Origin of the sequence: Anaeromassilibacillus sp. An200 (assembly GCF_002160025.1) — a bacterium.
In the GTDB taxonomy this organism is placed as follows: Bacteria; Bacillota; Clostridia; order Oscillospirales; family Acutalibacteraceae; genus Caccousia; species Caccousia stercoris.
In genome coordinates this window covers 103,688-118,542 of sequence record NZ_NFJU01000009.1, presented here as the reverse complement: position 1 = coordinate 118,542, position 14,855 = coordinate 103,688, and the positions used below count along the sequence as shown (strand labels likewise).

12 protein-coding genes are annotated in these 14,855 nt (G+C 53.3%); 7 read left to right on the top strand and 5 right to left on the bottom strand.

The window, feature by feature from the left end; translation table 11 throughout:
• The 3 genes from B5F35_RS18995 to B5F35_RS06680 form a co-directional block, all read left to right on the top strand.
• On the top strand, positions 1-214 hold a 214-nt coding region (locus B5F35_RS18995; RefSeq protein WP_206424023.1), incomplete at its 5' end, for a hypothetical protein.
• A gap of 69 nt (positions 215-283) precedes the next feature.
• Complete coding sequence (locus B5F35_RS06685; RefSeq protein WP_087239282.1) at positions 284-1,135, top strand: hypothetical protein; 852 nt, start codon at positions 284-286, stop codon at positions 1,133-1,135.
• A gap of 111 nt (positions 1,136-1,246) precedes the next feature.
• Complete coding sequence (locus B5F35_RS06680; RefSeq protein WP_087239280.1) at positions 1,247-3,169, top strand: ABC-F family ATP-binding cassette domain-containing protein; 1,923 nt, start codon at positions 1,247-1,249, stop codon at positions 3,167-3,169.
• A 47-nt stretch (positions 3,170-3,216) separates the two neighbouring features.
• Here B5F35_RS06680 and B5F35_RS06675 read toward each other — a convergent pair whose 3' ends face one another.
• Positions 3,217-3,450, bottom strand: coding sequence for an HPr family phosphocarrier protein (locus B5F35_RS06675; protein ID WP_087239278.1), 234 nt, complete (start codon positions 3,448-3,450; stop codon positions 3,217-3,219).
• A 176-nt stretch (positions 3,451-3,626) separates the two neighbouring features.
• Here B5F35_RS06675 and mtaB point away from each other — a divergent pair, with 176 nt between their 5' ends.
• The 3 genes from mtaB (at position 3,627) to B5F35_RS06660 (ending at position 8,548) form a co-directional block, all read left to right on the top strand.
• On the top strand, positions 3,627-4,922 hold the full coding sequence (gene mtaB / locus B5F35_RS06670; RefSeq protein ID WP_087239277.1) for a tRNA (N(6)-L-threonylcarbamoyladenosine(37)-C(2))-methylthiotransferase MtaB: 1,296 nt from the start codon (positions 3,627-3,629) through the stop codon (positions 4,920-4,922).
• Between the two features lie 113 nt (positions 4,923-5,035).
• A complete protein-coding gene (locus B5F35_RS06665; RefSeq protein WP_087239275.1) occupies positions 5,036-6,355 on the top strand; it encodes an MFS transporter in 1,320 nt (439 codons plus the stop codon).
• Between the two features lie 426 nt (positions 6,356-6,781).
• A complete protein-coding gene (locus tag B5F35_RS06660; protein ID WP_087239273.1) occupies positions 6,782-8,548 on the top strand; it encodes a methyl-accepting chemotaxis protein in 1,767 nt (588 codons plus the stop codon).
• A gap of 101 nt (positions 8,549-8,649) precedes the next feature.
• On the opposite strand, the gene B5F35_RS06655 is transcribed toward B5F35_RS06660, so the two are convergent.
• Both B5F35_RS06655 and B5F35_RS06650 read right to left on the bottom strand, forming a co-directional pair.
• On the bottom strand, positions 8,650-9,417 hold the full coding sequence (locus tag B5F35_RS06655) for a class I SAM-dependent methyltransferase (RefSeq protein ID WP_087239271.1): 768 nt from the start codon (positions 9,415-9,417) through the stop codon (positions 8,650-8,652).
• 16 nt (positions 9,418-9,433) lie between these two features.
• Positions 9,434-10,828 (bottom strand): glycoside hydrolase family 10-like protein, encoded by a 1,395-nt coding sequence (locus B5F35_RS06650; protein WP_087239268.1) that lies wholly within the window; start codon positions 10,826-10,828, stop codon positions 9,434-9,436.
• Positions 10,829-10,972: 144 nt separating this feature from the next.
• Here B5F35_RS06650 and B5F35_RS06645 point away from each other — a divergent pair, with 144 nt between their 5' ends.
• Positions 10,973-11,269 carry a DUF1294 domain-containing protein gene (locus tag B5F35_RS06645; RefSeq protein ID WP_242969420.1) on the top strand — a complete coding sequence of 99 codons (297 nt, stop codon included), beginning with the start codon at positions 10,973-10,975 and terminating at the stop codon, positions 11,267-11,269.
• Here the strand turns inward: B5F35_RS06645 and B5F35_RS06640 are convergent, their stop codons facing one another.
• Positions 11,270-12,193 (bottom strand): AEC family transporter, encoded by a 924-nt coding sequence (locus B5F35_RS06640; protein ID WP_087239266.1) that lies wholly within the window; start codon positions 12,191-12,193, stop codon positions 11,270-11,272.
• A gap of 139 nt (positions 12,194-12,332) precedes the next feature.
• Entirely contained in the window at positions 12,333-14,747 is a 2,415-nt protein-coding gene (gene leuS / locus B5F35_RS06635; RefSeq protein WP_087239264.1) for a leucine--tRNA ligase, read from the bottom strand.
• Between the last annotated feature and the right edge of the window lie 108 nt (positions 14,748-14,855).

The following is a 14,855-nucleotide window of genomic DNA, read 5'->3' as shown; positions in this document are numbered from 1 at the left end:
TTGCGCGAAAATACGCCTGACATTTCGCTCCTTTTTCCCTTTGGGTTCTTGTTTACAAACCAAAAAACTGCTCTGGCTTGATTGCCGGAGCAGGTTTTTCTACAAGCTGGGCACATGGATTTCATCCATGTGCCTTTTTTACAGTCGAACGCCAAACATCTCAAAGCAGCCCGGCAAAACAACTTTCCATTTTCTCTCAACGATGCTACAATAATAAAAAAACCGGCTCAATCCCGCAAACAGATATGGGGACAGAAAGCTCTGATTGGGTTTCGGAGGGAATATGAAACTGGAAAAATGGAGAAAGCGCTGGATACAGCTTCTTGGCATTGTGCTATGCATCCTGGTGGCCATCGTGGCCGGATACGTCATCTGCTTCTTGACCCAGCATCTTGTTTTGCTTTATCTGACGGGAGCGGCTATCCTTCTCTTTTTTTATTGCGTTTTGCTTTACAAAAAGCCGGAACAGAGAAGAAAAGAAAAAGCCCAAAAACAGGAACAGCGGCGGTGGAAGCAGCATAGATGCTTTTCCATCTCCGGCCGGGCGAAAGCCGCTTATCTGATCCTGTGCATAGAAGAAGTCCTGCGGTATTACAGGCTGGATTTCACCCGCTGGAAACGTCTTTTGGAGATTTTATGGGATATCACCCAGACAGACAACGTGTGGGAATGGGTGGCCTATACCTCCAATCTGGACCCGGAAACGATTGCCTCCTGCCAGGACTGGGTGGAATGGGAGGAAGAGGGAGACTGGGAGGAGCCTCTCCCGGATCGGTACCGCATGTTCGAGGAGGAGTTTTCTGTACTACGAGAGGAATACCGCGCATTGCCTCTCCTTGCGGATACCATTCTGCGCCAGCTTCTGGACTGTCTGGGAAACGCCGTCACGGAGGACTGGTCACAGGAGGAAACACCGAACTCACCATCCAGCGCGATGTACTACATCCGGCAGGCGGAAATCGTCGCCGAATACAATGGGATCCCGCTTCCCCAAAACGAGCAGGCACTCGCCTTTCTGCTGAACCAAAAGGACAAGCACTGGGGCCCTCCCTTCAACGGCCTTCCCCTATCCGCTCTCACCTCACAAATACCGGAGCAGTCAAAAGCTGATCATGACAAACAGAGCGAAAGCTGATATAATAAAAATGTTTGACCCTGTATTGATCCGTATCCTTTGCAAGGGAAAAGTTTCCAGCGGGGAACGTGTGAATCAGGGCATTGGAATCAGAATGAGGAGCGTATCCATATGGCATTATTCAGCGCCAGCAATTTACAGAAATCCTTCGGCACCGACGTCATCTTCTCGGGCGCGTCGTTCGAGATCCAGGAGGGTGACCATATCGGCCTGGTGGGCGTGAACGGTTCCGGAAAGACGACGCTGTTTCGCGTCCTGACAGGGGATCTTCCCAGCGATGGGGGCGAAATCTACAAGGCCAATTCCGCCGTAATCGGCTACATGGAGCAGCATGTCTGCCGCGATCTGGAAAAAAGCGCTTACAGCGAGGTGCTCTCCGTCTTTTCCCCTCTTTTGGAGATAGAACGGGAACTGGAGGAAATCAATCACCGGCTTCAGGCGAAAGCGGGCAATCTGGACGAGCTGATCGAGCGGCAGGCCGCCCTGACGGAACGCTTTGAGCGCGAGGGTGGTCTGACCTGCCGCGCGCGGGCACGTTCGGCTCTGATGGGCCTTGGCTTTGACGACACGCAGATGGCGCAGCCGATCGCCGTCCTGAGCGGCGGGCAGAAGGCCAAGCTTCAGCTTGCAAAAATGCTGCTCAGCGGCGCAAACCTTCTGCTGCTTGACGAACCGACGAACCATCTCGACATTGCGAGCGTGGAATGGCTCGAGGATTTCCTTCGTGCCTATCACGGAGCCTTTCTCGTCATCTCCCATGACCGTTATTTTCTGGATCGAATCACCCAGCGCACCTTTGAAATGGAACATGGACGCCTGACGGCATACCGGGGGAATTACACGGCTTTTCTGGCACAGAAAGAAGAAAACCGGCTTGCCATGCAGCGCAAATACGACAATACCAAGCGGGAAATCACCCGGTTGGAGGGCGTTGTAGCTCAGCAGCGCCAATGGAACCGGGAAAAAAACATCCGCACCGCGGAAAGCAAGCTCAAGGTGATTGAACGTCTGGAAAGCACACTGGAAAAACCGGAGGACGCGCCCGAAAGCCTCCGCTTTACCTTCCCCATTCATCAGCGCGGCGGCAACGATGTGCTGATCACAGAGGATCTGGCGCTCTCCTTTGGGGAAAACCATTTGTTTTCGGGTGTGAATCTGCATGTGCGGCGCGGCGAACGGGTCTTTCTGATCGGCCCGAACGGCTGCGGAAAAACCTCTTTCCTGAAAACGCTGCTCGGCCAATATAAACCGGATCGGGGAGAAATCCGCTTTGGCGCGGGAATCGACGTCGGGTATTACGACCAGATCCAGGCCAATCTCGATCTGAACAAAACCGTTCTGGACGAAATCTGGGACGCCTATCCCCGCATGACACAGACAGAGGTACGCAATGCGCTGGCCGTTTTTCTTTTCTTTGGGGATGATGTGTTCAAGCCGGTATCCGCCCTCTCCGGCGGTGAGCGCGCCCGCGTGCTGCTCCTTCGTCTGATGCTTTCCCAAGACAATTTCCTGCTGCTGGACGAGCCGACCAACCATCTGGACATCTCCTCCTGCGAAGCGCTGGAGGACGCGCTGCAGGGCTACGAAGGGACACTTCTGATCGTCTCCCACGACCGTTATCTCATCAATAAAATCGCGGACAAGGTATACTGCTTTGAGGAAACAGGCGTCTCCTGTACGATCGGCGGCTATGACGCATATCTTGAAGCGGCCCATGCCAAGGCACAGGAGCAGCAGACCCCCTCCGGGCAGGCCCCCTCCGCGCGCGCTGTGGAGTATCGTGTGCGCAAAGAACAGCAGGCTGCTCTGCGCAAGGACAAAGCTGCCCTGCGCCGGCTGGAAACGGAAATTGCGGAAACAGAGGAACGAATCGCGGCGCTGGAAACACAGCTTGCCGATCCGGAAACGGCGGCGGACTATGAAGCTGTGGCACGGATCTCCTCTGAGCTGGAGGAAGCCCGCATACAAAACGAGGATCTCTTTTCCCGCTGGACAGAGCTTTCCGAGCGCCTGGAAGCACAAACGGGAGAATAAAAAAGCAGGGAGGGGATGATCCCCTCCCTGCCGCACGGGCAGCAATCTTACTGCTGAACCTTGAACTGCTCGATTTCCGCGAGGAATTCAGCCGCCGCGTCACTCTCCACCTCAAGGGTTACAGGCTTGGAAAGATCCAAGCTGAACACACCCATAATGGATTTCGCGTCGATTTTGTACTTATCGGTTGTCAGATTAATCTGAAAATCATATTTCGTGGTAATCGAAACAAACTTTTTGACTGCTTCAATGCTCGAAAGCATGATATTCTCTTTTACCATCTTTCATTCCTCCTGTTGTTGCTTTCTTTTGATCATAATACACCGCAACGCTATGGTCAATATGGATTATTGACAGAGAATCCCCTGAATTCCTCTGAAATCTCGACAGTTTGATCTGTCTATTTTCTCTTTTCCCCTGTATGGGGAACAACAAGCCCATCGGAAGGAGTTTTTTCATGAAGGTTTTTGCCATCACGCTTGGCTGTAAGGTAAATCAATACGAAACACAGGTCATGCTGTCGCAGATGTGCCGGGCAGGATTTACCGCGGCGGCCTGCGAGGAGGAGAGTGATGTGATTCTCGTTAACTCCTGCACCGTCACCGCGGCCAGCGACCATAAGGTGCGCCAGACGCTGCACCGCGCCAGACGTGCCGCCCCCTCCGCTGTCCTGGTGCTCACAGGCTGCATGCCGCAGGCCTTTCCGGAAGCGGCTGCCGCCCTTTCAGACGCCGACATTGTGCTGGGAAATACCAGCCGCGCTTCTCTTGTTCCCCATGTGCAGACCTTTCTGCGGACTCATGAGCGGATCGTGGATATCGGAAAGCATGAGACAGGGGAACGCTTTGAATCCATGCAGGTGCGTGAATTCCACGAGCGTACGCGCGCCTTTCTGAAAATCGAGGACGGCTGCAACCGTTTTTGCAGCTACTGCATTATCCCCTATGCGCGCGGGCGCGTGCGCTCAAAACCACTGGAAGAACTGAAAAACGAACTCGCGGAGCTGGGAGAAAACGGCTACCGCGAGGTGGTGCTGACGGGCATCAACCTTTCCGCTTACGGGCAGGAGCTGGGCCTTTCCCTTTGCGACGCGGTGGAGGCGGCCTGCGCCGTCCCGGGGATTGCGCGCGTGCGTCTCGGCTCGCTGGAACCGGAGCAGATGGATGAGCCTGTCATTGCACGAATGGCGCGCCAGGAAAAACTCTGCCCGCAGTTTCATTTGTCCCTGCAAAGCGGCTGCGACGCCACTCTGCGGCGCATGAACCGCCACTACGATACAGCGGAATACCGCCGCATTGTCGCGAACCTGCGTGCCGCCTTCCCCAATGCAGCCATCACCACGGATATCATGGTGGGCTTTGCGGGTGAAACGGAGGAGGAATTCCAGGAGTCCCTGGCTTTTGCGGAGGAGATCGGCTTTGCCAAGGCGCATGTCTTTGCCTACTCCCGCCGTCCCGGCACTGTGGCAGACAAAATGCCGGATCAGGTCTCCAAAAAGGAAAAGGAGGAGCGAAGCGCCCGCATGATTGCGGCAACTCAGCGCACAAAGGAAGCCTTTTTCCAGACTCAGCTGGGACGAACGGAACTGGTTCTGTTTGAACAGACATGTGCCCCTGGCGTATGGGAGGGGTACACCAGCAACTATACACCGGTGCATGTGGTATCCTCCGAAATCCGCTCCGGCGAACTGCGTCCCGTTCTTCTTCAGGAAGCTTACGCGGAATTTTGCACCGGCAGCCTCGCTTCTCTTTGAAGTTTTTGCACAAATTTTACATTGTAAAGAAATTATGAGTTGACATTTCTCCACGATCTGTCAAAATAGAAACGAGGGTATTGCATCGATCACATACAGAAAGAGGGAGTTTTATGGCATCCGCGACAAAGGAGAAATTCACCAAACAGGAAAAAAGCTGGATCCTGTATGACTGGGCCAATTCCGTCTATGCCACCAATATTATGGCGGCCATCTTCCCCATTTATTTTACCGCAGTCTGCGGAGGTGACACCAGCGGCATGCAGTGGTGGGGCTACGGCACTTCACTGGCAACGCTCATCGTGGCCGTTCTGGCTCCTATTCTTGGCTCTTTGGGAGATTACAAGGGGATGAAAAAGAAATTTTTCACCTTCTTCATGCTGATCGGTGTATTCTGCACACTGATCATGGCCATTTTTGACAACTGGCAAATGCTCCTTGTCGGTTATGTGCTTTCCTATATTGGCTTTGCAGGCTCCTGCCTGTTCTACGATTCCTTCCTCACCGATGTGACCACACGCGAACGCATGGATAAGGTATCCGCCTGGGGCTACGCAATGGGCTATATCGGCGGAAGCACCATCCCCTTCCTCATTTCCATCGGCATCCTTCTTGCCATGGGAATGGACAACCCCACAGCCGTGAAGCTCGTGGTGGTGCTGACCTCCGTATGGTGGGGCCTGTTCAGCATCCCTATGATGCGCAACGTTCACCAGAAGTATTATCTGGACGGCAAACCGCAGCACATGGCCTCCGCGGCTTTCACAAATGTGGGCCGCACTCTGCGAAGCATTGTGAAAAACAAAGGACTGTTCTTTTATCTCATTGCTTATTTCTGCTACATTGACGGCGTGGGAACCGTCATTCACATGTCCACCTCCTACGGCAGCACACTTGGCCTGGACACGGTTGGTATGATTCTGGCCCTGCTGGTCACACAGATCGTCGCCATGCCGTGCTCCATTCTGTTCGGACGGCTCGCGAAAAAGCTGGGCGCTGTCCGCATGATTGGCATCGCGATCGGTGTGTATTTCCTGATCTGCGTGGTGGGCTTCTACATGGGCTATATTATTGAAGTGGACGAGCAGGCCATCGGCACGGCTCAGATCCTGTTCTGGATGATGGCCTTCCTGGTCGGCACCGTGCAGGGCGGCATTCAGGCCCTTTCCCGCTCGTATTTCAGCCGTCTGGTTCCGCCGGACAAAAGCAATGAATACTTCGGATTTTTCGATATCTTCGGCAAATTTGCCACTGTGGTCGGTCCTTTCCTCGTGGCCGTCGTGACGGGGGCAACGGGCCGTTCCTCCGTCGGCATCCTCAGCCTGCTGGTTCTCTTTGCTGTGGGAGGCCTGCTTCTTTTCCTCGGACGGGAACCGATGAAACAAGCGGAAGCCGCCGCTGAACAGGCCCGCCGCGCCGCCGGCGAAAAATAACGATGTAACTCTTCTATAAAACGCGGAAAGCTCGGAGAGATTCAAACGATCTCTCCGGGCTTTTTGATGCAGACGCAAAATAAAAATAGATAAAACCAACAAAAATGAATAACTTGTTAAAAAATGTTGTTTTTATATCCATATGGATTATACTGGTATTATACTTTATCACCATCCGTCAGAAACCGGCCAGCGCATCCGCAAACATTTGATCCTGAAAGACACAGCTTGTGGCCCGCACAGACACGAAGTGCCTGCAAACAGGAAAGCGGCAAGAGCAAGGTATTTTCTTTGACATATTTTTTTGACATGTGTTGAAGAAAATACCTTTCACTTTTTATCTGTGCATAAGGAAAGAGAAGAGGTGTAACGAAAAGCTTAAACCATGCGGCACCGCGAATTAAAGCCAGGAAGGGAAGCACTCATATGAAAAAAGCAGTAAAACAATCCACTCTGTTGACAGCATTGAACCTGGGAACCGTTATATTAGTGGTCGCTTTGACCTTAGCCTTTTCGTTTTCCGTTTACACGAACAACCGCGCCATGGAAATGTATGCAAACAAACAGGAATTGACATCGGCCGCGCAGCAGTTCCTTGACGCATCGGGTTACCTGACAGAACAGGCCAGAGCCTGTGCCGCCACAGGAGACGAAACCTATTACAACAATTATCAGAATGAAGTAAACAATCTCAAGAACCGTGAGACCGTATACAGCCGAATGGAGAAGGTTGGGATTACAGAAGCGGAAAAAGCTCTGTTTGCACAAATGTCTGAAATATCGAACAACCTGGTTCCTCTGGAAGAAGGCGCTATGAACGCCGCTATGAATGGAGATATTCAGTCCGCGATTCAATATGTGTTTGGAGAAGAATACAACACCGATCTAGCAGAAATTCAGTCTCTCCAGGAAAAATTTTTAAATACCATTCAGACGCGCCTTACAGCTGAAATCAACCAAGAGCAAAGTACGGTACATGTTATGCAGGTGATCGTTGTCATTTTGGTATGCATCATTGTTGCATTCCAGATTTTCAGCACCCTGTTTACCAGACAAAAGATCATCCGCCCACTCAAGGTTATTCAAGGGGAAATGCTGGATTTCTCAAAAGGAAACCTGTCTTCCACAACGGAAATGGTGGAGGACACTTCCGAACTTGGAATGCTCACCTATGCTGTAAATCAGATGCGCAAGCAGCTGAAAAAGTACATTGAGGATATCCATGACAAATTGATGCAGATCGCACAGGGCAATTTCAATATTCAAATGGATCTGGAATACATCGGTGATTTTTCTGAAATTGCATTGTCTATGAAAAAAATAAGCGCATCTCTCAGTGAAGCGTTCCGTGAAATTGACACCGCTGCAAACCAGGTTGCCACAGGCGCTGATCAGGTGGCAAGCGGCGCGCAGGCCTTGAGCCAGGGTTCCACGGAACAGGCCAGTTCCGTTCAGGAGCTTGCCGCTACTGTACAGGAAATCAATGAAAAGATCCGGCAAAATGCCAAGGATACGGACTCCGCGAATGAACTGACAACCTCCACCGGCGTTCAAATCAAGGAAAGCCAGCAGAAAATGCAGAATCTTGTCTCCGCTATGCAGGAGATTAAGGAAACGTCTCAGCAAATCCAGGGCATTATCAAAACCATTGACGATATTGCATTCCAGACAAACATCCTTGCACTGAACGCGGCAGTGGAAGCGGCCCGTGCGGGTGTCGCCGGAAAGGGCTTTGCCGTTGTGGCTGATGAAGTGCGAAATCTCGCCGGAAAATCCGCGGAAGCATCCAGAAATACGCAAGAAATGATTCAGAATTCCATCAAGGCCGTGGAAAATGGCAGCGTGCTGGCCGAGAATACCGCGGCGGGACTGGAAGAATTCGCAGAGCAGGCGGAGAAGGTGGTAGCATCCATCCAGCGGATTGCGGAAGCTTCCTCGGAACAGGCGGAGGCTGCCGCTCAAATCGCACAGGGACTGGATCAGGTGTCCAGTGTGGTTCAGACCAACTCTGCCACCGCTGAGCAAAGCGCCGCCGCGAGTGAGGAGCTCTCCGGACAGGCAAGCATGCTGAAATCACTTGTCGGCAAATTTAAACTGGCGAACAAGAGCACGGTTTATCAAGAGCAAGTTTCCTCCGACTACGATTTCGAAACCCCCATAGCTTCCTCCGACGCTTATTACGATAAGTATTAAACGAACAGAACAGAGAACGGCGCAGCCTTTTTCAGGCGGCGCCGTTTTTTGTCCGTACGAACTTCTCCAGGCACAAGCAAAATATCTGCGTATGACGCTGCTCAAACGCTTCCACGCGGTTTTTGTGCCAGAAAAGCAAGAAAAGTCGGTACACGGTAAGTCTCCAGAACACCATATCCATTGGTATCCTCATATAAATCCAGAAGGTGGAATCCCGCACGCAGCAGCGGGCGAAGCTGCTCCTCCGTGGTGTGGGAAAACTGGATGCCGTCTCCGTTCTCCACGCTTTGGCGGTACAATTCCGCATCCCGCAGAGGATTGAACGGCAAAGGACGGGCCAGTGCGGCGTTATCCTCCTCAAAAAGGTAGTTTATCCCATTGTCCACTCCGGCCAGAAGAACGCCGCCGGGTTTGAGCACGCGGAAGCACTCACGCCAGATGGGTGCGACCTCCTCCACATAGCAATTGGAAACCGGGTGAAAGATACAGTCAAAGCTCTCTTCTGCAAACGGAAAAGGCTTTGTCATATCTGCCTGTACGATTTCGATCGCGTAGCCTTCCCGCTCCGCCACCGCTTTCTCACTCTCCAGCTGGAGGGTGGAATAGTCAAGTACGGTGCAGGATGCTCCCAAAAGGGAAAAGACCGGCATCTGCTGGCCTCCTCCGGAAGCGAGTCCCAAAAGACAGCACCCGGCAAGCGGTGGGAACCAGTCATGTGGGACAGGTTTTATCGGGGTGAGAAGAACATCCCATTCTCCCTGCCGCACACGGCTGCACACCTCATGGGAGACTGGCTTCCCCCACTCCCAGCCATCTTGCACCCATTGATCAATGGTTTCCGCATTAGTTTTTGTATAATCCTTCATCATTTCTCCTTTTTGTATATCAGGAATCCCCCTCATGGGAAACAGATTCCTGATTCAATACCTTCATTACATTTTCTACTTCGGCTTTTGTCTGTTCGGCCGCCAGATAATCCCATGAATAAAACAGGAAGCCATCGCACTCCACCGTACGCCCCAAGCTGACCTGGCGTGCAAGGATATCATCTGCCGTTTTCCAGGTTCCATCGTCTGCGTCGGAACCGGCTTTATAAACCGCAAGGCCAAAATACAGCTTGATGTCCGGATCACGGACAAGATTTTTCCAGGTCTGCGCCGCTGTGCCAAAGGGAAGTGTAGGGTTCTCAAAATTGACATAGAGCTGTGGACAGATATAATCCAGAAAGCCCTTTGCCTTGCACCAGGAAGCGACATCCGCACCCATGTTCCAGTCATTCTGGAGATTTCCCTGCGGAGCAATGCCGAACTGAGCGTCCGGGTTAACAGCCTTGACGCGGCGGTACACCTCGGAAATCAGCGCGTTGATGTTGGCGGCCCGCCATTCCTGAAGAGAAAGCGCTGTCCCGCTCTGGGAAGCTTCGTCCACATACGCCTGATACGCGGCTTCATCGAAGGAAGCGTCCTGCGTGGGATAAAAATAATCATCAAACTGGATGCCGTCCACATCATAGCGGGAAGCAATCTCCTCCGCGCAGGCAGCAATATGGGCGCGCACCTCAGGATAGGCCGGATTGTAATACTTGCCCTGTCCGCTCTGCACCACCCACCCAGCTTTTTCCGGGTCGTCCTTCCAGAGATTCCAAGGGTTATTCTCTGCCAGAACAGACGGCGTATCGTTCATCTGGATGCGCAGGGGATTCATCCAGGCATGCAGCTCGAGCCCCTGCTCATGTGCCATTTCCACCATAATTGCCAGCGGATCATAACCGGGATCCTTACCCTGTGTTCCTGTGACAATATGACTCCACGGAACCAAATCGGAACGGTACAGAGCATCCCCAAAGGGACGCACATGAACGATCAGGGCATTCATTCCATACTGTTTTGCCCCGGAAACAATCTCAGAAAACATTTCCCGGAAGGCCGCCTCGCTTTGATCCTGCTCCTTGCTTCTGTCCAGCGTCATGAAAGGCACCCAGACGCCGCGCATCTCTTTCTGGGTTTCCACCGCCACGGAAGCGGCAACGGCGGAAGAGTCCCCCTGTGACGCAAGGGAAGCCTCGGAGGAAGCGGTCTGCTGCATCGCTGAGGAGAGCGTTTCCTGCGTGGAGACGGAGCTGGACACCATGGAAACAGACGATTCCTCCACAGCGGAGCTTTGTAGCACAACGCTTGTTTCTTCTTCCCCGCCGCCCAACAGAACCGTTGCCAGCACCGCACAGAGAAGCAAAGCGGCCCCTGCCAGAATACTGTGACGCTTCAGAAAACGCAACCCCATTCGCACCACGCCTTTCTTTTGACATCTTGTCCCTAGGGCTTGTTTGAAAAATCATAAACATCGTCTTTTTCCCCATTTTCAAACAAGCCCAAATCCGGTACAATCTTTTTACCGTACTATTTTTATGCCGTGGAGGAATAAGGTATGACAATCCGCACCATTCTGCCTGCCATCCTGATCTGGCTCTGTCTGATCAGTGCAATCTCCGTTTTCGTGACAGTTTTAGACAAGAAGCATGCACAGAAGCGCCAGCGCCGTGTTCCGGAAAGGACACTGCTATGGCTGTCCGCTCTCGGCGGAAGTGCTGCGATGTATCTTACAATGCGGCGAATCCATCACAAAACGAAGCATCCAAAATTCATGGTCGGGATCCCGCTTATTTTTCTCGCGGAAGCGGCGGGAATTGCCGCGCTCTTTTTCCTTGGGATCCTGAGCTGGTAATCAGACGCCAATCCCCATTGTAATAATCAGAGCTGTAATGCATGCTACGCTGATTACAAACGAAAAAGATGCGGTGAAACCGGAAAGCGAACCATCACCGCAGATCTGCTCCGTAAAATATGGAGACATAGAGGGGATGGGCGAAAAGCTGAGCAGAACGAGGATCTGCCGGATTTCCAGCGGGATGGGAAGCGCATAATAAAAGAAAAGGGAGAACGCTGTGGCCGCCGCATAGCGGATCCCCAATGTCAGAGCTGCTTTTTTCACACTGTCCGCCTCAAAGGAAAATTCCATCATCATCCCTATCATGATCATGGAAAGGAACGGATTCGCCGCCCCGACACGTTCCGCAAACGCAAGCACCGGCCCCGGCAAAGAAACGTGCATGCTTCCCAGCACAAGCAGCACCAGATAGGTGTCAATGGTGACGGAGGAAAACAAGCGGCGCAGAAAGGTTTTCAAGCGTCCTCCCTCCGTTTTTCCCATAAGTGTGGAGGTGATGGCATAGTTGCCGCCTGTACACATCAGCGCGTTACCCATATCAAACATACAAGCTGTCACCACACCGGATGAGCCAAGAAAGCTCTGCACAAACGGAAGTGTAAACGCCCCTATGTTATAACCGGACACGTTCTGCGTATAAAAGGCGCGCACCTCCTCCCCCCGTCTCCGCGTCACCAGAAAGGCTCCTGCCCACAGAAGAACATCCGACGCCAGACCCAGCACCATAACCAGATACAGTGTGAGATCCTGCTGAAAGCTCTCGCTGAACGCTGTCACCGCCGCGCACGGCAGCGTCAGGCGGAATACAAGTTTGGAAACCGTTTCGCAGTCACTGCGCCCAAACAGGCGAGCGCGCTTAAATACATACCCCAATGCAATCATGGCGAGCAGTACGCCCGCCTTTGTCAAAACCTCCGCCAAAAGATTCTATCTCCCTTCCATACAGTGCTCCGTGCTACTCACGGCAGCCTGCCTCCCCTTGTGGATTTACTGGAAAAAAACCGTGCGCCTTCCGATCGCAAAACATCGGAAGGGCACGGTTTATTATTTATTTTCTTTTTTACTTCGCGACGATATTGACCAGCTTGCCGGGAACACAGATCTCTTTCACAATCGTTTTGCCCGCAAGCTCCGAAGCGATCTTTTCCTCGGCCTTGGCCGCCGCAATGGCGTCCTCCTTCGACAGATCCGCCGCGATGGTCAGGCGCGCACGCACTTTGCCGTTCACCTGAACCGCGATTTCCACCGTATTCTCGCGGCACTTGTCCTCCTCGTAGGACGGCCATGCCTGCAGGCAGGCAAAGCCTCCGCCGAAGCCGACATTCTCCCACAGCTCTTCCGCCACATGAGGCGCAAAGGGCGACAGAAGAATGGTAAACAGGCGCAGCTCCTCTTTGGTGATGGAGCCGGTGTCGTACACATCGTTCATCAGGCTCATCAGCGCGGCGATCGCTGTGTTGAACTTCAGGTTTTCAATGTCCTCCCCAACCTTTTTGATGGTCTTGTGGAAGGGAGTTTCGAGCGCCGGACGCAGACCGCCCTCCGTCAGGATGTTCTGGAAATTCCAGAAGCGCTCCAAAAAGCGGCGGCAGCCGCGGATGCTGGCCGGGTTCCACGGGGCGGCCTTCTCAAAGTCGCCGATGAACATTTCATACAGACGCATCGTATCCGCGCCGTATTCACGCACCACATCGTCCGGGTTGACGACGTTTCCGCGGCTCTTGCTCATCTTCTCGCCGTTCTCGCCGAGGATCATGCCGTGGCTGGTACGCTTGGCATACGGTTCCACCGTGGGCACCACACCGATATCATACAGGAATTTATGCCAGAAACGGCTGTAAAGCAGATGCAGTGTCGTATGCTCCATGCCGCCGTTGTACCAGTTGACGGGGGACCAGTATTCCAGCGCTTCCTTGGAGGCAAGAGCTTCGCTGTTGTGCGGATCCATATAGCGCAGGAAATACCACGAGGAACCGGCCCACTGGGGCATGGTATCCGTCTCGCGGCGGGCAGGCCCTCCGCAGTGCGGGCACGTCGTATTCACCCAGTCTGTCATATGGGCCAGCGGGGATTCGCCGTTGTCGGTCGGCTCATAGGATTTCACATCCGGCAGGCGAAGCGGAAGCTCGCTCTCCGGCAGCGGCACAAAGCCGCACTTCTCGCAGTGCACAATCGGAATCGGCTCGCCCCAGTAGCGCTGGCGGGAGAACACCCAGTCACGCAGCTTGAAGTTCACCTTGCTGCGGCCAATACCCTTCTCCTCCAGGAACTCGCGAATGCGCACCTTGGCGTCCTCCACGGACAGCCCGTCCAGAATGCCGGAATTGACCATCACGCCGGTATCACAGTCGGTGAAGGCTTCCTTCTCCACGTCGCCGCCCTTGACAACCTCGATGATCGGCAGGCCGAATTTCTTTGCAAACTCCCAGTCGCGCGTATCGTGACCCGGCACAGCCATGATGGCGCCGGTGCCGTAGGTGGTGAGAACATAGTCCGAGATAAAGATCGGAATCTCCTTGCCATTGACCGGGTTGATGGCGGCCACACCGTCCAGACGCACGCCCGTTTTATCCTTTGCCACCTCGGTGCGCTCAAAGTCGGACTTGCGGGCAGCGGCCTCCTGATAGGCCTGAATCTCGTCCCAGTTTTTAAGCTGGTCCTTCCACTGGTTCAACAGAGCATGCTCCGGCGAAAGCACCATGTAGGTCACGCCATACAGCGTGTCGGGACGGGTGGTGAAGATCGTCAGCTTATCTCCCGTTGTGGCGGTGAAATCCACCTCCGCGCCGGTCGAGCGGCCGATCCAGTTCTTCTGCTGCGCTTTCACGCGCTCAGGATAATCAACCAGATCGAGATCGTTGATCAGGCGGTCGGCGTACTCGGTGATCTTGAGCATCCACTGGGACTTCACCTTGTGCACTACAGGGCTGCCGCAGCGCTCGCACACACCGTCGACCACCTCTTCGTTTGCCAGCACACACTTGCAGGAGGTACACCAGTTCACGGCCATCTCCTTTTTATAAGCGAGGCCGTGTTTGAAGAGCTGAAGGAAAATCCACTGCGTCCACTTGTAATAATCGGGATCCGTGGTGTTGATCTCGCGGGACCAGTCAAAGGAAATGCCCAAGGACTGGATCTGCTGCTTAAAGCGGGCAACATTCTTCTTCGTTACCTCCGCGGGATGCACATGGTTTTTGATGGCATAGTTTTCCGTGGGAAGGCCGAAAGCATCCCAGCCGATGGGATACAGGACATTATACCCCTCCATGCGGCGCTTTCTTGCCACGATATCGAGCGCCGTATACGGACGCGGATGCCCCACATGCAGGCCCTGGCCGGACGGATAAGGGAACTCGACGAGGGCATAGAATTTCGGCTTGCTGTAATCCGTGGAAGCATGGTAGACCCCTGCTTCCTCCCACCGATCCTGCCATTTCTTTTCCAAGAGCTTGTGGTCGTACTTTTCACACTTCATGCTGCTGTCGCTCCTACTGTGTTAATTTACAAAAAAGATTCCGCTTTTGTCGAAAAAAGGCTGGTGAAAACTTCAAGTTGGCGCTTTTTCGCTTTATTGACAGCCTGT